A 20,409-nucleotide genomic window follows, 5' to 3' on the forward strand; every position below is an offset into this window, starting at 1 on the left:
TTAGTCCCTCAAGGAGGCTTGGAATCGCTGTTTTAACGCAGCAACACACAGATCAACGGTCGCGGTAATCTCTTCTTCTTCCATCGTACGCTGGGTATCTTGGAAGACCAGACTGATAGCAAGGCTCTTATAACCGTCTGCTATTCCCTCACCACAATACACATCAAACAAGTTTATGCCAACTATATGATTTATGCCAACTTTTTTACACTCTGCTAAAACTTCTGCAGCAGCAACATTTTCTGGCACAACAACAGCAATGTCACGGCGGTTCGATGGATAGCGTGAAATCGCCTTAGCTTCAGGGATTACACGTTGTATTATCGCATCACTACGAACCTCAAACACCACCGCACGACCATTTAAATCGAGTTTACGTTCTAATTCTGGGTGAACAACACCAATAAAACCAATGTGTTCATTTTCCAGATAAATCCCAGCACTTTGCCCAGGATGGAGAGATGGGTGTGCCTCAGATTTAAATGTAATTTGATTTAGTTTCCCAGTCAATTCGAAAACAGCTTCAAGATCACCTTTTAAATCAAAGAAGTCAACAACTTGTTTATCTAATGACCAATGTTCTTCAAATCTATTACCTGTTATCACACCTGCTAACATAGGTTCTTGACGAATTCCATATTCTGCTTGATTATCAGGAATAAAGCGCAGACCTGTCTCAAACAAACGAATTCTATTTTGCTGACGATTTTGATTATAGACAACCGAGCTTAACAAGCCTGTTAATAAAGACAAACGCATGGCTGACATATCGGCAGAAATAGGATTAGGTAGCAGCAAAGCTTCCTCACCTGGATGCAATAAAGATTGTACTTTAGGGTCAACAAAGCTATAGGTAATTGCTTCTTGATACCCTCTATCAACTAATGTTGCCTTGATACGTTTTAACGGTAAATTAGCTTCTTTATGCTTCGTCATAATGAGATCAGCACGCAGTGGTACATCAGGAATGCTGTTGTATCCATATATACGCGCAACTTCTTCAATCAAATCTTCTTCGATTTGCATATCAAAACGCCAGCTTGGTGCCACAACATCCCAGCAACCTGCTGTTGTTTTTACTTCACAGCCTAAGCGGGTCAGTATATCTGTCACCAAATCATCAGCAATAAAATGACCAATTAAACGATCTAATTTATGGCGCGTCAGCTTAATATTTGCAGGTTTAGGTAAATACTCAACACTTGTTGCATCAATAATTTCACCAACATCACCACCACAGATCTCAACAATCAGTGCTGTTGCACGCTCAATCGCTTTAAACTGCAATTGGGGATCCACACCACGCTCAAAACGGTGTGATGCATCGGTATGCAAACCATAATTACGTGCACGACCGGTAATCGATAACGGGTCGAAATAAGCACATTCTAAAAGAATATTCTTTGTTTCCTCGTTAACGCCTGAATGGTCACCACCGAAAATACCCGCGATGCCCAATGTTTGTTTTTCATCAGCAATGACAAGCGTATCAGATTTCAGAGTTGCTTCCGTACCGTCTAACAGCACTAATTTTTCTTGATCTTTAGCCATACGCACCACGATTGCACCGTTCAAACGGTCTAAATCATAGGCATGTTGCGGCTGCCCCAGTTCGAGTAGAACATAGTTTGTGATATCCACAACCGCATCAATCGAACGAACACCACCACGACGAAGTTTTTCTTTCATCCACATTGGTGTTGGTGCTGAAACGTCAATATTTTTAATCACGCGGCCTAAAAAACGTGGGCATGCTTTTGGTGCTTCAACCCGAATAGGGAACGTCTCTTTCGTTGTTGCAGGAGTTGGGTTAATAACTGGCTCATTAAGATCAAGCTTATTAATCACCGCCACATCTCGGGCCACACCCAAAATACTCAAGCAATCTGCACGGTTTGGTGTAATGCTGATTTCAATCGCATTATCATCAAGCTTGAGATATTCACGAATATCTGTACCTATTGTGGCATCGAGCGGTAATTCAATAATACCACTGTGATCATCAGAAACTCCGAGCTCAGAATAAGAGCACAGCATACCTTCTGATGGTTCTCCACGCAGTTTAGCTGCTTTAATTTTAAAATCGCCGGGCAATACCGCACCTACAGTTGCGACTGCAACTTTCAAACCTTGACGACAATTAGGTGCTCCACAAACAATATCAAGTAAGCGATCACCACCTACGTTAACTTTTGTGACTCTCAGCTTGTCTGCATTAGGATGTTGTTCACATTCAACAACTTCACCAACAACTACGCCATTAAATTGACCCGCTACACCTTCAATACCATCAACTTCTAATCCTGCCATCGTGATTTGATCAGATAGCGCTTCACTACTTATCGCCGGGTTCACCCATTCGCGTAACCATAGTTCACTGAATTTCATGAGATAGACCCGCCTTATTTAAACTGTTTGAGGAAACGAAGATCATTTTCGAAGAATGAACGTAGGTCTGAAACACCATAGCGCAGCATTGTTAAACGCTCCATTCCCATACCAAATGCGAATCCTGAATAAACCTCAGGATCAATACCTACATTACGTAATACATTTGGGTGTACCATTCCACAACCTAATACTTCTAACCATTTACCATTTTTGCCCATTACATCAACTTCTGCAGAAGGTTCTGTGAATGGAAAATAAGATGGACGGAAGCGTACCTGTACTTCTTCTTCAAAGAAGTTGTTCAAGAAATCATGCAATGTACCTTTCAAATTGGTAAAGCTGATATCTTTATCAACGATCAAGCCTTCCGTTTGATGGAACATCGGAGTATGTGTTTGGTCATAATCATTACGATAAACTCGACCGGGTGCAATAATGCGAATAGGTGGTTGCTGGCCATTCATCGTACGAATTTGTACGCCTGATGTTTGAGTACGCAATAAACGCTTTGCATCAAACCAGAAAGTATCGTGATCAGCACGGGCTGGGTGATGAGCAGGAATATTCAACGCATCAAAGTTATGATAGTCATCTTCAATTTCAGGCCCTACTTCAACAGAAAAACCTAACTCGCCAAAAAACTCTTCAATTCGCTGAATTGTACGGGTGACTGGGTGTAAACCACCATTTTCCATGCGACGCCCTGGTAACGAGACATCCACTTTTTCTGAAGCTAAACGCGCATTCAGTATTTCAGCTTGCATTATGTCTTTACGGGCGTTCAATGCATCTTGAACCTGTACTTTGGCATCATTTATGACAGCCCCTGCTGCTGGTCGTTCATCAGCAGGCAGATCACGCAACGTTTTCATCTGTAGTGTGAAGTGGCCACTCTTGCCTAAAAATTCAACACGCACTGACTCCAACGTAGCAACATCTTGGGCCTGTTCAATGGCTGCTTTTGCCTGTGCAACCAATTCAGCGAGATGTGGCATTGTTTCCCCTTTATGACCACTCGGTCTTTTTGCTAGTTATTCATTCAATATATTAAGTTTTACTCACCATCCATCCGATAGATAAGCACTTAACTGATTTTACTGCATTTTCTTTAAAACCAAAAACAAAAAAGCCTCCAGATGGAGGCTTTAGCGTAACTTTTCGTTTCTTTTCTTACGCACAAGAGCCCCCGAGATTCAGGTGCTAAAGTAAAAGAAGAAACGAAAAACAACGTTATACATACGATAAATTCTCTATAAATCATTTTATTAAAGTATTAACACAAAAAAATATAAATGAAAAGAGGAAGTTGCCCTCCTCTTGTCATGCAAACTATTAAGCTAAAGCGCCCTTCGCTTTTTCAACTAAAGCAGCGAATGCGACTTTATCGAAAACTGCGATGTCTGCTAAAATCTTACGGTCGATTTCAATTGAAGCTTTTTTCAAGCCATTAATGAAACGGCTGTAAGACAGGCCATTCTGACGAGCCGCAGCGTTGATACGCGCGATCCACAGTTGACGGAACTGACGTTTACGTTGACGGCGGTCACGGTAAGCATATTGACCTGCTTTGATTACCGCCTGAAACGCTACGCGGTAAACACGAGAACGTGCACCATAGTAACCTTTCGCCTGTTTCAGAATTTTTTTGTGACGTGCACGTGCCACTACACCACGTTTTACGCGAGCCATAGCTATCTCCTATCGTCTTTTATATTAATTAACCAATGTTTACTTATGCGTATGGCAGGCAAGCAATTACCAGACCCAGATCGCCCTTAGATACCATTCCTTTCGGACGTAAATGGCGTTTACGCTTAGTTGATTTCTTGGTCAAAATATGACGAAGGTTTGCATGCTTGCGCTTAAAGCCACCGCCTGCAGTTTTTTTAAAGCGCTTTGCTGCGCCACGTACCGTTTTAATCTTTGGCATTTCTTTAATTTCCAACTTCGCATTGTGATTAACTACGAACTAACTAGGCGAATACCTTCCGCATTACTACAAAAGTTACTACTTGGTGGCCTAATTATTTCTTCTTCGGTGCTAGTACCATGACCATTTGACGCCCTTCAATTCTTGAAGGAAATGATTCAACGGTAACTAACTCTTCCAGATCAGCTTTGATGCGGTTAAGCACTTCCATACCGATCTGTTGGTGAGCCATTTCACGACCACGAAAACGCAGTGTTACTTTCACTTTATCACCATCTTCTATGAAGCGTATCAGGTTGCGTAGTTTGACCTGATAATCACCTTCATCTGTACCAGGGCGGAATTTAATTTCCTTCACCTGAACAACTTTTTGTTTCTTTTTCTGTTCTTTCTGAGACTTGCTCTTCTCATAAAGGAATTTGCCGTAATCCATGATACGACAAACTGGCGGTTCGGCATTTGGACTGATTTCTACCAGATCTACACCTGCTTCTTCAGCTTTTTCAATCGCTTCGCGAATGCTCATAATGCCTAGCTGTTCGCCGTCTAAACCGGTTAAACGGACTTCAGTAACACGAATTTCATCATTAATACGATTCGGACGTGTTGTTGGGATTCTTTTTCCGCCTTTAATACTTCATTCCTCCAACTGGATAAAGAGATTTGCTACATTCTCTAAAAACAACGAACTGACAGTAACTTAGTTTAATATGTAAAAACGGCTACTCGTCAAAACGCAATATTCATTTTGTTTGCTATTGGTCTCGATTTAAATCTTAACATAGCGATTCGACCGCGGATTTTAATGCTTATTGCCAGATTACTCAAGCAGATATTAAATTTTTTTCGTAGAGAACCGCTTGATATCGACACTATTCGGTTATTGGCTGTCATCACTAAACCAAATATATTGGGTAAATTATGCTTTGCTCTCATAGGAAAAGTAGCGCTCAACCTGAATTGAGCGCTAACATTATCTATTACTGACTAGAACTTATTTATTTTTCTTTGGTGCCAGTACCATGACCATTTGGCGCCCTTCAATTCTTGAAGGAAATGATTCAACAGTAACTAGCTCTTCCAGATCAACTTTGATTCGGTTAAGCACTTCCATACCAATCTGTTGGTGAGCCATTTCACGACCACGAAAACGCAGTGTAACTTTCGCTTTATCACCATCTTCCAAAAAGCGAATTAAACTACGCAGCTTAACCTGGTAGTCGCCTTCATCTGTTCCTGGACGGAATTTAATTTCCTTCACTTGAACAACTTTTTGTTTCTTTTTCTGCTCTTTTTGAGATTTACTTTTCTCATAAAGATGCTTACCGTAATCCATGATACGACAAACAGGTGGTTCAGCATTAGGGCTGATCTCAACGAGATCAACACCAGCTTCTTCAGCCTTTGTCAGTGCTTCACGTACACTCATAATACCAAGCGCTTCACCGTCTAAACCAGTGACACGGATTTCAGTGGCACGGATCTCATCGTTAATACGATTAGGACGCGCCGTTGGGAGTTTTTTTCCGCCTTTAATAACCTTATTCCTCCATCTGATTGAGTTGACGACCGCGAATTTCTTCCAACAGTTTAGTTGTGAATTCGTTAACATCAAGACTGCCTAAATCTTTACCACGACGGGTACGGACAGACACTTTACCTGATTCAACTTCTTTATCACCACAAACCAACATGTAAGGAACACGACGCAGTGTGTGCTCACGGATCTTAAAGCCGATTTTCTCGTTACGTAAGTCCGCTTTTGCACGAATGCCAACACTTTGTAGCTTGCTAACTAATTCTTGAACATAATCTGCTTGATTGTCAGTGATGTTCATTACAACAACTTGCTGTGGTGCTAACCATGTTGGGAAAAAGCCTGCATATTCTTCGGTTAGGATCCCAATAAAGCGCTCAAGAGAACCAAGCACTGCACGGTGGATCATAACAGGGGTAATACGCTCGTTATTTTCACCAACATATGAAGCGGTTAAACGCCCCGGCAAGAAGAAGTCTAACTGTACAGTACCGCATTGCCATGCACGGTCAAGGCAGTCATACAATGTAAATTCTATTTTTGGACCATAGAATGCACCTTCACCAGGCTGATATTCAAATTCAATACCTTTGCCTTTCAATGCATTCGCTAAATCAGCTTCTGCTCTGTCCCACATATCATCAGTACCGATACGTTTTTCAGGACGAGTCGATAATTTCACAACGATTTTCTCAAAACCAAACGTTGCATAAACATCATAAATCATCTGGATACAGCTGTTTACTTCACTTAGGATCTGCTCTTCAGTACAGAAGATATGCGCATCATCCTGTGTAAAGCCACGCACACGCATTAAACCATGCAAAGCACCTGATGGTTCGTTGCGGTGACAGCTACCAAACTCCGCCATACGTAATGGTAGATCACGGTATGATTTCAAACCTTGATTAAAGATCTGAACGTGACCTGGGCAGTTCATTGGTTTAACACAATATTCACGATTTTCCGATGAGGTTGTGAACATTGCATCTTTGTAGTTTTCCCAGTGACCTGTTTTTTCCCACAGTACACGGTCCATCATAAATGGCCCTTTAACTTCCTGATATTGATACTCTTTCAGTTTTGTACGTACGAATGTTTCCAGTTCACGGAAAATAGTCCAGCCATCATTATGCCAGAATGCCATACCTGGCGCTTCTTCTTGCATATGATATAAATCTAATTGCTTACCGATTTTACGGTGATCACGTTTTGCAGCTTCTTCCAAACGCAATAAATAAGCAGCTAACTGTTTTTTATCTGCCCATGCCGTTCCGTAAATACGTTGCAGCATTTTATTATCGCTATCACCACGCCAGTATGCCCCTGCCACTTTCTGTAGTTTAAAGTTGTGACAAAAACGCATATTAGGTACGTGTGGACCGCGACACATATCAATATATTCTTCGTGATGATACAGTGCTGGGTGGTCATCTTGGCTAATATTTTGATCCAAGATTTCAACTTTATAGTCTTCACCACGCGCTACAAATGTTTCTCGAGCTTCAGCCCATGAAACACGTTTTTTGATCACCTCATAATCTGTTTTGGCAAGCTCAAGCATCCGCTTTTCAAGCTTATCCAAGTCTTCCTGCGTTAATGCATAGTCAAGGTCAATATCATAATAAAAACCATTATCGATAGTCGGACCAATTGCCATTTTGGTGTTTGGCCATAGCTGTTTAATAGCATGACCTAGCAAGTGAGCGCAAGAGTGACGGATAATTTCGAGTCCATCATCATCTTTACTGGTTATAATGGCCAAATTCGCATCATGTTCAATCATTTCGCAAGCATCAACTCGCTCACCATTAACACGACCAGCGATACACGCTTTCGCCAAACCCGCACCAATATCGCGAGCAACATCCATAACTGAAACGGCATGGTCAAATTGACGTTGACTTCCATCAGGAAGAGTAATAACAGGCATTAAAAAATCCTTATCAGCAGTGGTGACCCACACGCCAGATCACTTGCTTGATTAATCCAAAGTTTATAAATCAATACGTTATAACCGATTACTTGCATCACCTTGCAAGTTATGTACACCGGTATATACACAAAAAGCTAAACTACTATGTACATCGGAGATAACTCGTTAGTAATAATAACACAGTCATGTTTTAAGGCGATAGCGAGAATAGGTTATTAGTCCCCCATTCTCCATAACTTAGGTGATTATAAGCATAATCTTACAAAATGATCGTAACGAGGTTTGTGGCTTAAAGAACAATAAATATTGTCGTGTTTCTATCAGGTTAAAAACGTACCTTAAATATACAAAACCGCAATTAGATTAAATAGGCTAAATAAACAGCTCCCGATGAGAGAAGCGATTAAAATAAGAGACTTCATATTTAATCCTAGTACCAATAATAAGCACATAACGGTATATCAGCATTAATTATTATTATGTCCTGTTCTTGAGTTCACAGTAGTTTCGCTACTATGTAATCGACTTAATCTGCACTTAATCCGACCTCTGCTTATAACCAGCGCCTCGTATTTTTGCTATAAGCATCCCACTCATCTTTAAAATGCGCTGCTAAAAAACTTTCTTCTTGAGGAATAGTATAAAGGTCAGTAATTAACCAAAAAACAAGACCCGATACTAAAAAATAGGGGGAGTGAGCAAACAAAGCAAAGCTTAAACTCATCGAGGTAAAGGCAAGATACATGGGATTACGAGAAAAGCGATATGGCCCGTGAGTGATTAGATGGGAAGCTTGGGTTGTTGGATTTGGTGATGTTTTATATTGGAAAAAATAATACAGACTCATACCAATCCAGACAAAACTTTCTAATATTATAAGTATCCCTAAAATTCCCATCCAACCTGAAAAATGCCAGTAAAAAGCATCTTGTGAATACAGATAATATGCAGCAAAAGCATTGACAAAAAACCAGTTTAAAAGTGGAAGTTTAAAGATGCCCATTATGTTACCTTGTAAGCAAAATGACGCTATAAGCATAACATATAAATAAATTAAATTTTAGCGAGGCGATTTACTATTTGAACCATATATAGGGTTGTACTATAACGTGTTTAAATTTGAGTGTTCTAACGAAAAGACACTTTTTAAACCCTCTAATTTCACATATTCTTGCTGACAAACTAAATTACGCACATCACTAGGCATAGTATCAATACGAGCCTGTATCCGTGATAATTGTTCATCTAAGCTATTCATTCCTTTCACATCGACAACTTCTTGGTTCATTTTTAAATAATTAGCAAAGCTTTGTAGATTTCCCTCTAGACTTGCGCAGATATTACTCTCGGTCGTACCCACAGCGATAATTCGGCTCATAGGCTCTGGAAGCATTTGAGAGATGCTAGGATAAATATTTTGTTTCCATTGCTGTGGAAAAATAATAAACAACATCGCAATCGCTAATACCGATAGCATTAACACGCCAGCTAATGTTGCGAGTAAATTTTTCATTGATTATCCTAAAATTCAATTAAAGACATTAAAAGTACTTAATTGAATTTAGGATATACAACAATGCGTAAAGCAATTTTTAAAATTAAAAATTCTTTGTAAAGAAAATCCTAGAAATACCCGATCCTACATAAAATTAATCATCGATATACCGAAATTCACATCAACAATTCGTATTTAGAATAATTGTCACCTAAAAAGTTTAGACGGCATTAGTTTTTCAAAACTCACGATCCAAAAATTATTTTAACGAATTTACATAAAATATCAGTAAACAACATTACAACGTGTATAGTCAATTGCATATCTACATAAGACACCCTACTAATAGATGCCCTTGACCTTTTTATGCCCCCCATAAAAAGGTTTTTTTTTGCCGTTCACATTGAATACTTTTAACGCATACACACATCACACTGTAATATAAAGACTTAAATAAGTTATTCACAAACGAACAGGGTTGTTATCCACAGTTAATGTGAACAACTTTCATCATAAATTGATTAAAAATAACCCGCACAAATTCCTAATTCGTTTTTGCCTCAATCCGCTTCAATAAAAAATAGTCTGTTTATTTATGCTAATATACAAATTCATAACAATTTTGTTATGCCACTAGATAAATGTTCATTTAGGTCACCCGATGATGACTTACATGCAATTCATATTATTTAGGGTATAGTCCAATTTGGAGCATCTTTACATCACATTAATTAAGAGCTGGATTGATTCACTATGACAAATTTCCTAGAGCTTTTTCAAGCTGTTGGTATAGGACTGGTATTACTACTACCGCTCGCTAACCCGCTAACCGCTATTGCTGTTATGCTCAGCTTGTCAGCGAACATGACCAAAGAGCAACGGGATCATCAAGCATTCTTAGCTTCTATTTATGTCTTTATTATCATGACAATCGCCTTCTATGCTGGCCAATTGGTCATGAATACATTCGGAATATCAATACCTGGGCTTCGTATTGCTGGTGGGCTTATTGTCGCCTTCATTGGTTTTGGCATGCTATTTCCAAGCACCGATAATAATGATGAAAATACAAATACCGCTTTAGATGATCCGAATGTGTCTAAAAAGCGTCAAGAATCACCTAGCATTGCATTCGTTCCCCTTGCCATGCCAAGTACTGCGGGTCCCGGAACTATCGCGATGATCATCAGTTCAGCCGCTTCGTTACAAGGTGACGTCGGCTTCGCTCCTTGGGTACTAAAAGTCGCTCCAGTGATTACATTTTTATTAGCGAGCTTAATTGTTTGGATTGGATTAAGAGGCGCTACCTCAATTATGAGATGGCTAGGAAATAGCGGAATTGATGCAATTGCTCGAGTGATGGGGTTTTTATTAATTTGTATGGGAGTGCAGTTTGTAATCAACGGAATTGTTGAAATTGTCGCGCAGCTCCCACATTTAATGACCGAGTATCAATAAATTTTTTATTGGGCGATTAATCTTTACTGGCTATTTTTATCACCAAAAAATCACCTTTAAAAATCGGTAGTTCCTAATGCATTATAGGCATTCTTGACCTTCCATAAATAACGAGGAGCCTGTGGTGCTGGATGTTTAGTTTGTACATGTTGGTAAAATTCTTCTGGTGACAAACTATTTATCATAGCAATGGCTCTACCCTTATCATTATCAAAGGTTCTTAATAGTGCCCCTGCCCCATTTACATATGCGACGACCGTTGCGTAATATAAGGTTTCAGGATGGTTAATACCGGCTAAATGCTGCTCTTTTAAAATACGAATATACGTTGTACCAATATCGATATTCTTTTTAGGATCTTTCAAATCACGCGAACTAGGCTCACCTGATTTTCCGTGATATCGATACGCATCACGCCCGGCAGTCGATGCTTTTATTTGCATCAATCCAATCGCATTCGATTTACTCACGACTTCAGGTCTAAAATTAGATTCAACTTCAATAATCGCACGGATCAAGGTTTCATCAACACTATAACGTGATGCTGATTCGCGAATAAACTCATCAAATGGTGTGCGAGGGAATGATTGATTTGGCTTTGTTGTTGGTAAATTGCTACGCTTATCCAGCATTTTTTGTTTTGCTACAGGTTGTTCGGTATTACTCGAACATCCCGCTAATAGCAGAAGCATAAAAGCACCGCCGACAATTTTATACACGATAATACCCTCTGCTAATTAGACCGAAAGGAGAATAACTAATCCTAGGAAAAATAATATATTTTTTACTTAACTTTTACTTCAGGACGTGTTTTAGTCATAGGAAATAGCAATTACAAACATAGATACAATAATAAAAATAGCCAGATAAAATAACAAATTCACACTATTTATCTTAATTTACTCAACTGATATTGATAATCATTATCAGTTGAGTTATAAATTATGTTAGTTACATAACCCCAGTAACAATACAGTTAAAATAACACTAAGCCAATAATGTCAGGGTCAATTTTTATGAAGAACACATTATCACGATTATCTGCACCTTTACTCACCACGATTATCGCTTTAGCTGCCATTCTCTTTGTCAGCCAGCCTGCTTTTGCAAAAAAATTCAAAGTGGTCACCACATTTACTATTATTCAGGATATGGCACAAAATGTAGCGGGAGATGCTGCAATTGTTGAGTCAATTACTAAACCTGGTGCTGAAATTCACGGTTACCAACCAACACCAAAAGATATAATGAAAGCTTATGACGCCGATTTAATCCTTTGGAATGGCATGAATCTTGAAGTTTGGTTTCAACGTTTTTTTGAAAATCTTAAAGATGTTCCTGCCGTAATTGTGACAGAGGGTATTCACCCGATGCCAATTCGTGAAGGGGAATACAAAGATAACCCAAACCCACATGCATGGATGTCCCCTGCTAACGCAAAAATTTATATCGAAAACATTCGTCAAGCTTTAGTTAAATATGACCCTGAAAACGCCGAAACTTATAATGCAAACGCAAAAAAATATGCACAACAAATCGCCGACCTAGATGCACCATTACGTGAACGTTTGAACCGTATCCCTGAAGATGAGCGCTGGTTAGTTTCAAGTGAAGGTGCGTTTAGTTATTTAACAAAAGACTATGGCTTTAAAGAGGTTTATCTATGGCCAATCAATGCTGAAGAACAAGGCTCACCGCTGCAGGTCAAAAAGGTCATTGATACTGTACGTGAACATAAAATTCCCGTTGTTTTTAGTGAAAGCACAATTTCAGACAAACCTGCTCGTCAAGTTAGCAAAGAAACTGGTGCAAAATACGGCGGCGTTCTTTATGTTGACTCACTTTCTACCGCAGAAGGTCCAGTACCCACTTATATTGACCTGTTAAATACCACCGTAGACACGATAGCAAAAGGATTTTCCCAGTAATATGAGTAATTCAAATCAATTTGAGCGCCCAAACCTTGTCGTGGATAATGCCACAGTAACTTATAACAACGGCCACACCGCAATATATGATGCGAGTTTCAATATCACCGGGGGGTCTATCTGTGCACTTGTTGGGGTCAACGGAAGCGGAAAATCAACACTATTTAAAACGGTAATGGGGTTAGTTACCCCATCATCAGGTAGCGTTACCCTAAATAATCGTCCAATCAAGGCGGCGTTAAAAGAAAACGTTATTGCCTATGTTCCACAAACAGAAGAAGTAGACTGGAATTTTCCGGTTCTCGTTTCTGATGTTGTGATGATGGGTCGTTATGGGAAAATGGGCTTTTTCCGGATACCTAAAAAAGAAGATAAAGAAGCAGTCAGAATTGCGCTAGAGCGAGTTGATCTGGCTGGGCTTGAAAACAGGCAAATCGGAGAACTCTCTGGTGGGCAGAAAAAGCGGGTATTTCTAGCACGAGCACTTGCTCAACAAGGTAAAGTTTTATTACTTGATGAGCCCTTTACCGGTGTGGATGTGAAAACAGAAAACGCTATCATCGACCTACTGCGTAGCTTACGGGATGAAGGCCACTTAATCTTGGTTTCAACACATAACTTAGGCAGTGTTCCTGAATTTTGTGATCAAGTTATCTTGATTAATCGCACAGTTCTAGCGAGTGGCCCAACGGAAACAACCTTTACCCAAAGAAACTTGCAACAAGCCTTTGGAGGGGTATTACGCCACATTAATCTATCTGGTCAAGAACTGCATGACGATGATGACCCTCGTTCAATCACTGTTATTACCGATGATGAAAGGGCAGCAGTTTTCTATGGTCACGACCATGATGCCCCAGTCCGGAAAAACCAACCTAAGGAGTCAGAATGATTGAGTTGTTATTACAGCCTTTCGAGTATGACTTTATGGTTAAAGCCATTTGGGTAAGTGCGATTGTTGGTGCGGTTTGTGCCTTTCTTTCTGCTTACTTGATGCTAAAAGGCTGGTCATTAATGGGTGATGCCCTCTCCCACTCCGTTGTACCCGGCGTTGCGGGTGCTTATGCTCTTGGTTTGCCTTATGCTGCGGGAGCATTCTTTACCGGTATTCTCGCCGCCCTTGCGATGACATTAGTCAAACATCTCACTCGATTACGGGAAGACGCCGTCATTGGCTTTATCTTTTCCACATTCTTCGCCGCGGGTTTGCTTATCGTCTCGCTCAACCCAACTTCAGTAAATGTGCAAAGTATTATTTTTGGTAATATTTTAGGTATTGCAGATGCGGATGTTTTGCAAGTTGAAATTATTATCGCGGTATCTTTCGTTGTATTATTATGTTTATGGAAAGATTTATTAGCGGTATTTTTTGATGAAAGCCATGCACGATCCATCGGATTAAATCCGCTGCGCTTAAAGATAATTTTCTTTACTCTATTGAGTGCTTGTACTGTTGCTGCGCTGCAAACTGTCGGTGCGATCTTAGTTATCGCCATGGTCGTCACGCCCGGTGCAACGGCTTATTTGCTCACCGACCAATTCAAACGTTTACTGATTATTTCTGTCATCATTGGCACAGTAACCAGTGCCGTTGGTGCATATGTAAGTTATTTCCTTAATGGTGCAACGGGTGGATTGATCGTCACTTTTCAAACCGTAATCTTCTTACTTGCTTTCTTTTTTGCACCAAAACATGGTTTATTTGCATCACGCCGTAAAGCAAGAAAAGAAGTTGCTCATTTACATCTCGAAAAGCAACAAGGAATCTCCCATGAGTGATTTTATTGACTTACTAATGGCTCCCTTCGCTTTTCCATTCATGCAAAAAGCCTTATTAACGGCAATTGTCGCAGGAACAGTCTGTGCTTTACTATCATGTTTTTTGGTATTGAAAGGCTGGTCATTAATGGGAGATGCCATTTCCCACGCCGTACTCCCCGGTATTATTTTGGCTTCTTTAATTGGCATTCCTATCGCTATTGGTGCATTTGCTTCTGGATTATTTTGCGCAGTTGCGACTGGCTACTTAAAAGAAAATAGCCGTATAAAAGAAGATACTGTCATGGGAATTGTCTTCTCGGGTATGTTTGCCGTCGGCCTGGTGATGTTTGCCAAAATCGATACGTCACAGCATCTTACGCATATTTTATTTGGTGACATTTTAGGTATTACCAATGATGAGTTTAAGCAAATTTTGCTATTTGCAGGTTTCACCATTGCCGTCATTTTATTAAAGCGTAAAGATTTTATGCTGTACTGCTTCGATCCAAACCAAGCTCGAGTGATTGGGCTTCCGGTGAAATTGATTCACTACGGATTACTGTCTCTTCTTGCACTAACTATCGTCGCCTCATTACAAGCCGTTGGGATAATCTTAGTCATTGCGATGCTGATATCCCCCGGTATTATTGCATTTGTGTTGTGTCGCAGTTTTGGCTGGATGCTCGTAGTTGCAGTGATTGCTTCAGTCACCTCGAGTGTTATCGGGACAATATTAAGCTTTCACATAAACGCAACCACAGGGCCAACCATCGTGGTTGTTCAAGCCTTGTATTTTATTGTTGCCTTAATATACAGTAAGATCGTTTTGGCGCGTAAAAAGCTAAAAACACCAACCAATGCACTGCATACCGCCTAAAATAATGAAATAAAAATTTAGCGCTAAAAGGATTGAGTTGGGTATTACTCTCAACTCAATCCTTTACTTTAATATCAGCTTATAAAAACTTAACTATTCTCAATCTTAATCAATTCACACTTCCTACACTGCTATAGCAATTATGCATTAGCCACAAAATATAGTGCCTATTTTTCGTGATAGGCTCTTCTTTTTATACAATTATCCCTGTCAATTCCTAAACTGTCGCTATAGTATTGTGTTAATGAAGACCAAAGCAGAGCGAGGTGGATCATGTGGCAAGTAATGTGTCGTTTATTAAGTGAACACTTGGGTGAAGCAGAACTGCATAATAAAGTCATTCTCTCTGGAGGTGATATTCACCATACTTTACGTATCGATTATGGTGAGCATACTGTTTTCATTAAACAAAACCGACGTGAATTTTTGCCATTATTTAAGCAAGAAGCTGAACAGTTAGAAATTCTAGCTAAAAGTCAAACAGTCACTGTGCCAAAAGTGTACGGTGTTGGTAGTAATAAGCACCACAGTTTTCTTCTCCTTGAATACTTCCCTCTAAAAGCTTTTGATGCCTCTAACGCTTGGCATTTTGGTCAACAATTAGCCCGTTTACATCAATGGGAAGAGCAACCCAGCTACGGATTTGATTTTGATACCATGCTCAGCACCGTTACTCAACCCAATGGCTGGGAAAAACGCTGGAATTCATTTTTTGCAGAAAAACGTATTGGGCTCCAATTACAAATTGCATCTGAAAAAGGCATGGTATTTGGGGATATTCAAACCATTGTTGATATCATAAAAAATAAACTTGCAGGACATCAACCTCAGCCTTCGTTATTACATGGCGATTTATGGCCTGCAAATTGCGCGATCACCAATCAAATTGATGGTGTTCTGTATGACCCAGCTTGCTATTGGGGGGATAGGGAGTGTGATATTGCGATGTTACCATTATATCGTGAACTGCCTATTCAGATTATTGATGGCTATCAGAGTGTATGGCCTCTCCCTAACGGGTTTTTAGAGAGGCAACCTATTTACCAACTTTATTATTTACTCAACCAATCGAATATATTTGGTAATGAGCAAGGGTATATACACGCTAGGGCTATTATCGATAGATTAATTGACAACAAATAATCTTATGGCTAAACAAATTCTCGTCACAGTTAGAGCAAATATTTAACTGTGACGAGAAATAAATCAGATTACCAATTAAGTAAAGATAATCCCCAATATATCCCTATCCCAATCACAATTGGCCAGAAGTAAAGAATAAAAAATTGCGTAAAAATAGTGTGTCGAGGGATCGTGACTTTCGCTTCTAATTCCTCTTTCGAAATCTCGGCACCTTTTGCTTTCTCTAAAATTACATGGTCTTCAATACTTTCACGAATAAATTTGATTTGCCTGTACATACGTAACCCGGAAGCACTCAGAGCTAATCCTACAAATATAAAGATAAAAATAATAAAAAAACCAATATTACTGCCGGAGAATCCTTTTGCTACCTCAGGTACTGGCGAGTTATTCCAGAAGAAATTTAAAAATGGTGTACTTTGACGCGTCATTTCCGCCATCAATTTAATAAAATCATTCGCTACCGCATTGATCCCCTCACCCGTTAGTCCTTTCATTCCTGCGAGTTTAATCAGAGAGGCTAATGTAGAAATCAATGCCACCAAAAAAACAACCCAGCCCAGAATACGCTTGCCGATTGCGACATAACTTGCATTGTGGTAATTCATTACTACGATTCCTTAGCGATTTTTTATTATTGCCGAATTTTTCCTGCTAATCATAGCTGAAATTATCTATTCACTCCAAATTTTGCATTTATAAATGATAGCCATATTCTGACTTTAAGAATAATCAAGAACGTCATTATTGGATGGATTTGTATCTATATAATCAATGACTAGCTTGCTACAATAGGTCATCTCAATAAGGCTACCACTTTCAAGTTGCCAACCACATACATGAATGGAGTATTACATGTCTCATAACTTACCTATCGAATCCGTTATTTTTGATATGGATGGCTTACTCATTGATTCAGAGCCTTTTTGGGCACAGGGAGAACGTGAGATTTTTGCTCAGTTAGGTGTAGATCTTGCTATTGAGAAGACATTGCCTGATACACTAGGCCTGCGCATTGATCATGTTGTCGAACTTTGGTACAACGCATCGCCTTGGCAAGGTTGTAGCCAAAAAGAAGCGACACAGCGAATTATTGACCGGGTAATCGGTTTAGTCGAAGAAACACGCCCTGTATTACCGGGTGTTCAGCATGCAATGGAATTATGTCGCTCAATGGATTTAAAAATTGCACTCGCTTCGGCTTCCCCACTGTATATGTTAGAAAAGGTGCTCGATTTACTCGATATACGCCATTATTTCTCTGCGGTTATTTCAGCAGCCGACCTCCCATTGAGCAAGCCACATCCTGAAGTTTATCTTAAAGCAGCTGCTGCACTGGGAACCAAGCCTATCCATTGTGTCTCATTAGAAGATTCATTCAATGGTATGATTGCAGCGAAAGCGGCAAGAATGCGCTCTATCGTTATCCCCGACCAAGCACATTTTAATGATCCTCGCTTTGGGCTTGCTGATATAAAATTATCATCATTAAATGAGTTAAAAGCAGAACATTTACGTTAAGTCTTGAAAATTGATGAATAAGTATTCTCCCCTATCCTTTCTTGGTGGGGGAATTAGCACAAAAGAATAAAATCCTTTTGTTATCTGCTAATAAATAAGAGTTTTTTTAACTTCTTACCTCTATCATATTCTTTTTAAACGTTTTATACTGCCGATCAACTGTATAGATAAACAGATGGTATTTTATCCACCATGACAGCTGAAGGGCATCTGCTTTTTTCCGTCGCCTCATTAATAATGGCTCATAAATTACAATTAACGCCTGAGCTTGCTCAAGGTGATTGGTTGCATATGGTTCCGGGCGCATTATTAGGTGCGCTGCTGCCTGACATCGACCATCCATCCTCTATACCTGGCCGGTTATTTCGTATTTTTTCCCTTCCTATATCGAAACTATGTGGACATCGAGGTTTCACACACAGCCTAATTGCTTGGATGATATTACTTATCTCTTGCTACCAATGGCTACCTGCTAGTTGGGGTATTCCCGTTGATTTGGTTCAAGCTTTTTTATTAGGTTATCTGAGCCATCTTATTGCTGATATGTTGACACCATCCGGTGTTCCACTCTTATGGCCTCTACCTCAGCGTTTCTGCTTACCCTTGCTTCGCAGCAAAACAAACAAGCGTGGTGAGCGTTTTGTCTCAGTTCTTTTGACAGTTTGTGCCTGCTTATTACCGAGTGGATACCAATTAGATTTGTACTTCCAAATAGAAATGGCGATAAAATATATTCAAAATCAATTAAGTATACACTTACCTACATAAACTCTACATTTGTAATATAATGTAAGTACGAATAATACTACCTTATTACTTTTTAGTATAAGTAATGTGTTTTCTCTACTGATAATATATAACCAATTGTTCAAAGAAGTTAAATCCTTATAACCACAAAGGGTTAAAGAGCAAGCAATATAACTTAAAAAACTGCGATTTGGAGTTCGGAATGAATATTCCTCTAATTATTAATGTGCTCGTCTTTGTAGCACTACTGATTCTGTTGGCAAAACTGGGTGCGAGAGGCTGGAGCCTTTCTAAGAAAGTATTAGTCGGTTTAGTCTTCGGTGTGGCTTATGGTGTTGTGCTACATCTCGTATATGGCACTGGACATCAAACAGTAAAAGATTCCATACTTTGGTTTAATATTGTTGGTAATGGTTATGTTCAGCTATTACAAATGGTGATTATGCCTTTAGTTTTTGCTTCTATCCTCAGCGCGGTGGCAAGACTACATAAAGCATCTTCATTAGGTAAAATTAGCTTCCTAACAATTGGTACATTACTCTTCACAACAGCCATTGCTGCCTTGGTGGGGATTCTGATCGCTAATGTGTTTGGTCTAACCGCTGAAGGCCTGATTCAAGGTCAGTCAGAAACAGCGCGATTAAGTGCAATCGAAACGAACTATATTGGTAAAGTCTCTGACTTAACCGTTCCACAGCTCATTTTATCATTTGTTCCTAAAAATCCATTTGCAGATTTAACAGGTGCAAATCCAACTTCAATCATCAGTGTTGTTATATTTGCCGCTTTCCTCGGTGTTGCTGCATTACAACTGTTTAAAGATGATAAAGAGCGCGGTGAGAAAGCCTTAGCCGCAATCGATGTATTACAAGCATGGGTCATGAAATTAGTCCGTCTAGTCATGCGGTTAACCCCTTATGGTGTGATGGCGCTGATGATCAAAGTGGTTGCAAGCTCAAATTTAGCCGACATTATTAACCTAGGTACATTTGTTATCGCCTCTTATGTCGCAATTGGAATTATGTTTGTGATCCACGGAATACTGGTTGCATCGACCGGATTGAATCCAATTAAATTCTTTAAAAAAGCAGGCCCTGTACTGACATTTGCCTTTACTAGCCGCTCAAGCGCAGCAAGTATTCCACTCAATATCGAAACCCAAACACGCCGTTTTGGTATTCCTGAATCGATTGCTAGCTTTTCCTCTTCATTTGGCGCAACAATTGGTCAAAATGGTTGCGCAGGTATCTACCCAGCGATGTTGGCTGTGATGGTCGCACCAACGATGGGAATTAACCCATTCGACCCTCTCTGGATTGCAACTTTAGTCGGTATCGTGACAGTCAGCTCGGCGGGTGTTGCCGGTGTTGGTGGCGGTGCAACCTTCGCCGCTCTGATTGTTCTACCTGCGATGGGACTACCTGTTACACTTGTTGCACTGCTAATTTCAGTTGAACCATTGATTGATATGGGCCGTACTGCACTCAACGTCAGTGGCTCAATGACAGCCGGTACAGTCACCAGCCAATTGATGGGTGAAACCGATAAATCTGTATTTAACCAAGATGATGACGGTGAGCTGAAGCACGTTTAGCCACCAATGTGACCTCTGTTCTTTAAACCTGCTGTATTCCGGCAGGTTTTTTTATCTCTATAAATTGCTGATAAATTTTATTTATCTTATC

General features: G+C 39.8%; 21 protein-coding genes and 1 other annotated feature. Of the genes, 9 read left to right on the top strand and 12 right to left on the bottom strand.

Going from position 1 to position 20,409, the window contains the following annotated elements:
* The 10 genes from pheT to M998_RS02780 all read right to left on the bottom strand — a co-directional run bounded on the left by pheT (position 1) and on the right by M998_RS02780 (position 9,307).
* Positions 1-2,388, bottom strand: a complete 2,388-nt coding sequence (gene pheT, locus M998_RS02740; RefSeq protein WP_068443077.1) for a phenylalanine--tRNA ligase subunit beta — start codon at positions 2,386-2,388, stop codon at positions 1-3.
* Between the two features lie 14 nt (positions 2,389-2,402).
* Positions 2,403-3,386: a phenylalanine--tRNA ligase subunit alpha gene (gene pheS, locus M998_RS02745; protein WP_068443074.1), complete on the bottom strand. Its 984-nt coding sequence runs from the start codon at positions 3,384-3,386 to the stop codon at positions 2,403-2,405.
* 124 nt (positions 3,387-3,510) lie between these two features.
* Positions 3,511-3,635 (bottom strand) — a sequence feature (Phe leader region).
* Positions 3,585-3,629 carry a pheST operon leader peptide PheM gene (pheM, locus tag M998_RS20150; RefSeq protein WP_137022425.1) on the bottom strand — a complete coding sequence of 15 codons (45 nt, stop codon included), beginning with the start codon at positions 3,627-3,629 and terminating at the stop codon, positions 3,585-3,587. Its footprint overlaps the feature before it by 45 nt.
* An 88-nt stretch (positions 3,636-3,723) precedes the next feature.
* A complete protein-coding gene (gene rplT, locus M998_RS02750; protein ID WP_067398290.1) occupies positions 3,724-4,080 on the bottom strand; it encodes a 50S ribosomal protein L20 in 357 nt (118 codons plus the stop codon).
* Between the two features lie 43 nt (positions 4,081-4,123).
* Complete coding sequence (gene rpmI / locus M998_RS02755) at positions 4,124-4,321, bottom strand: 50S ribosomal protein L35 (RefSeq protein WP_005968897.1); 198 nt, start codon at positions 4,319-4,321, stop codon at positions 4,124-4,126.
* A gap of 94 nt (positions 4,322-4,415) precedes the next feature.
* Positions 4,416-4,955, bottom strand: coding sequence for a translation initiation factor IF-3 (gene infC, locus M998_RS02760; protein WP_073890158.1), 540 nt, complete (start codon positions 4,953-4,955; stop codon positions 4,416-4,418).
* A 360-nt stretch (positions 4,956-5,315) separates the two neighbouring features.
* Positions 5,316-5,858: a translation initiation factor IF-3 gene (gene infC / locus M998_RS02765; RefSeq protein ID WP_068446465.1), complete on the bottom strand. Its 543-nt coding sequence runs from the start codon at positions 5,856-5,858 to the stop codon at positions 5,316-5,318.
* Between the two features lie 4 nt (positions 5,859-5,862).
* Complete coding sequence (gene thrS / locus M998_RS02770) at positions 5,863-7,791, bottom strand: threonine--tRNA ligase (protein WP_068443066.1); 1,929 nt, start codon at positions 7,789-7,791, stop codon at positions 5,863-5,865.
* Positions 7,792-8,347: 556 nt separating this feature from the next.
* Positions 8,348-8,797: a methyltransferase family protein gene (locus M998_RS02775; RefSeq protein WP_068443063.1), complete on the bottom strand. Its 450-nt coding sequence runs from the start codon at positions 8,795-8,797 to the stop codon at positions 8,348-8,350.
* Between the two features lie 99 nt (positions 8,798-8,896).
* A complete protein-coding gene (locus M998_RS02780; RefSeq protein WP_068443060.1) occupies positions 8,897-9,307 on the bottom strand; it encodes a hypothetical protein in 411 nt (136 codons plus the stop codon).
* Positions 9,308-10,042: 735 nt separating this feature from the next.
* Here M998_RS02780 and M998_RS02785 point away from each other — a divergent pair.
* Entirely contained in the window at positions 10,043-10,747 is a 705-nt protein-coding gene (locus tag M998_RS02785; protein ID WP_068443057.1) for a MarC family NAAT transporter, read from the top strand.
* Positions 10,748-10,803: 56 nt separating this feature from the next.
* Here M998_RS02785 and M998_RS02790 read toward each other — a convergent pair whose 3' ends face one another.
* Entirely contained in the window at positions 10,804-11,466 is a 663-nt protein-coding gene (locus M998_RS02790) for a transglycosylase SLT domain-containing protein (protein WP_068907408.1), read from the bottom strand.
* 297 nt (positions 11,467-11,763) lie between these two features.
* On the opposite strand from M998_RS02790, the gene M998_RS02795 reads away from it, so the two are divergent.
* From M998_RS02795 to M998_RS02815, 5 genes are all read left to right on the top strand, one after another.
* The gene (locus tag M998_RS02795) at positions 11,764-12,675 is read left to right on the top strand and encodes a metal ABC transporter substrate-binding protein (protein ID WP_068443052.1); all 912 of its coding nucleotides are present in this window, start codon (positions 11,764-11,766) and stop codon (positions 12,673-12,675) included.
* 1 nt (position 12,676) lies between these two features.
* The gene (locus tag M998_RS02800; protein WP_068443049.1) at positions 12,677-13,567 is read left to right on the top strand and encodes a manganese/iron ABC transporter ATP-binding protein; all 891 of its coding nucleotides are present in this window, start codon (positions 12,677-12,679) and stop codon (positions 13,565-13,567) included.
* Positions 13,564-14,454, top strand: coding sequence for a metal ABC transporter permease (locus tag M998_RS02805; protein WP_068907409.1), 891 nt, complete (start codon positions 13,564-13,566; stop codon positions 14,452-14,454). The genes M998_RS02800 and M998_RS02805 overlap by 4 nt, the downstream gene beginning before the upstream one ends.
* On the top strand, positions 14,447-15,313 hold the full coding sequence (locus M998_RS02810) for a metal ABC transporter permease (RefSeq protein WP_068443044.1): 867 nt from the start codon (positions 14,447-14,449) through the stop codon (positions 15,311-15,313). Before M998_RS02805 ends, M998_RS02810 begins: the two co-directional genes overlap by 8 nt.
* Before the next feature lie 273 nt (positions 15,314-15,586).
* Positions 15,587-16,456 (top strand): fructosamine kinase family protein, encoded by an 870-nt coding sequence (locus M998_RS02815; RefSeq protein ID WP_068443041.1) that lies wholly within the window; start codon positions 15,587-15,589, stop codon positions 16,454-16,456.
* 68 nt (positions 16,457-16,524) lie between these two features.
* Here the strand turns inward: M998_RS02815 and M998_RS02820 are convergent, their stop codons facing one another.
* Positions 16,525-17,064 carry a YniB family protein gene (locus tag M998_RS02820; protein ID WP_068443039.1) on the bottom strand — a complete coding sequence of 180 codons (540 nt, stop codon included), beginning with the start codon at positions 17,062-17,064 and terminating at the stop codon, positions 16,525-16,527.
* A gap of 247 nt (positions 17,065-17,311) precedes the next feature.
* Between M998_RS02820 and hxpB the strand changes: the two genes are divergently transcribed.
* From hxpB to M998_RS02835, 3 genes are all read left to right on the top strand, one after another.
* Positions 17,312-17,977: a hexitol phosphatase HxpB gene (gene hxpB, locus M998_RS02825; RefSeq protein ID WP_068443036.1), complete on the top strand. Its 666-nt coding sequence runs from the start codon at positions 17,312-17,314 to the stop codon at positions 17,975-17,977.
* 192 nt (positions 17,978-18,169) lie between these two features.
* On the top strand, positions 18,170-18,745 hold the full coding sequence (locus M998_RS02830; protein ID WP_068907411.1) for a metal-dependent hydrolase: 576 nt from the start codon (positions 18,170-18,172) through the stop codon (positions 18,743-18,745).
* Positions 18,746-18,926: 181 nt separating this feature from the next.
* On the top strand, positions 18,927-20,318 hold the full coding sequence (locus M998_RS02835; RefSeq protein ID WP_068443030.1) for an L-cystine transporter: 1,392 nt from the start codon (positions 18,927-18,929) through the stop codon (positions 20,316-20,318).
* The last annotated feature ends 91 nt before the right edge of the window (positions 20,319-20,409 follow it).

Source organism: Providencia heimbachae ATCC 35613, from assembly GCF_001655055.1.
Taxonomy (GTDB): Bacteria; Pseudomonadota; Gammaproteobacteria; order Enterobacterales; family Enterobacteriaceae; genus Providencia; species Providencia heimbachae.

Bases quoted from the DNA above. Each gene is read 5' to 3' on its own strand.
- pheT (WP_068443077.1), bottom strand. From the start codon at position 2,388: ATGAAATTCAGTGAACTATGGTTACGCGAATGGGTGAACCCGGCGATA.
- pheS (WP_068443074.1), bottom strand. From the start codon at position 3,386: ATGCCACATCTCGCTGAATTGGTTGCACAGGCAAAAGCAGCCATTGAA.
- rplT (WP_067398290.1), bottom strand. From the start codon at position 4,080: ATGGCTCGCGTAAAACGTGGTGTAGTGGCACGTGCACGTCACAAAAAA.
- rpmI (WP_005968897.1), bottom strand. From the start codon at position 4,321: ATGCCAAAGATTAAAACGGTACGTGGCGCAGCAAAGCGCTTTAAAAAA.
- thrS (WP_068443066.1), bottom strand. From the start codon at position 7,791: ATGCCTGTTATTACTCTTCCTGATGGAAGTCAACGTCAATTTGACCAT.
- M998_RS02775 (WP_068443063.1), bottom strand. From the start codon at position 8,797: ATGGGCATCTTTAAACTTCCACTTTTAAACTGGTTTTTTGTCAATGCT.
- M998_RS02780 (WP_068443060.1), bottom strand. From the start codon at position 9,307: ATGAAAAATTTACTCGCAACATTAGCTGGCGTGTTAATGCTATCGGTA.
- M998_RS02785 (WP_068443057.1), top strand. From the start codon at position 10,043: ATGACAAATTTCCTAGAGCTTTTTCAAGCTGTTGGTATAGGACTGGTA.
- M998_RS02795 (WP_068443052.1), top strand. From the start codon at position 11,764: ATGAAGAACACATTATCACGATTATCTGCACCTTTACTCACCACGATT.
- M998_RS02800 (WP_068443049.1), top strand. From the start codon at position 12,677: ATGAGTAATTCAAATCAATTTGAGCGCCCAAACCTTGTCGTGGATAAT.
- M998_RS02805 (WP_068907409.1), top strand. From the start codon at position 13,564: ATGATTGAGTTGTTATTACAGCCTTTCGAGTATGACTTTATGGTTAAA.
- M998_RS02810 (WP_068443044.1), top strand. From the start codon at position 14,447: ATGAGTGATTTTATTGACTTACTAATGGCTCCCTTCGCTTTTCCATTC.
- M998_RS02815 (WP_068443041.1), top strand. From the start codon at position 15,587: ATGTGGCAAGTAATGTGTCGTTTATTAAGTGAACACTTGGGTGAAGCA.
- M998_RS02820 (WP_068443039.1), bottom strand. From the start codon at position 17,064: ATGAATTACCACAATGCAAGTTATGTCGCAATCGGCAAGCGTATTCTG.
- hxpB (WP_068443036.1), top strand. From the start codon at position 17,312: ATGTCTCATAACTTACCTATCGAATCCGTTATTTTTGATATGGATGGC.
- M998_RS02830 (WP_068907411.1), top strand. From the start codon at position 18,170: ATGACAGCTGAAGGGCATCTGCTTTTTTCCGTCGCCTCATTAATAATG.
- M998_RS02835 (WP_068443030.1), top strand. From the start codon at position 18,927: ATGAATATTCCTCTAATTATTAATGTGCTCGTCTTTGTAGCACTACTG.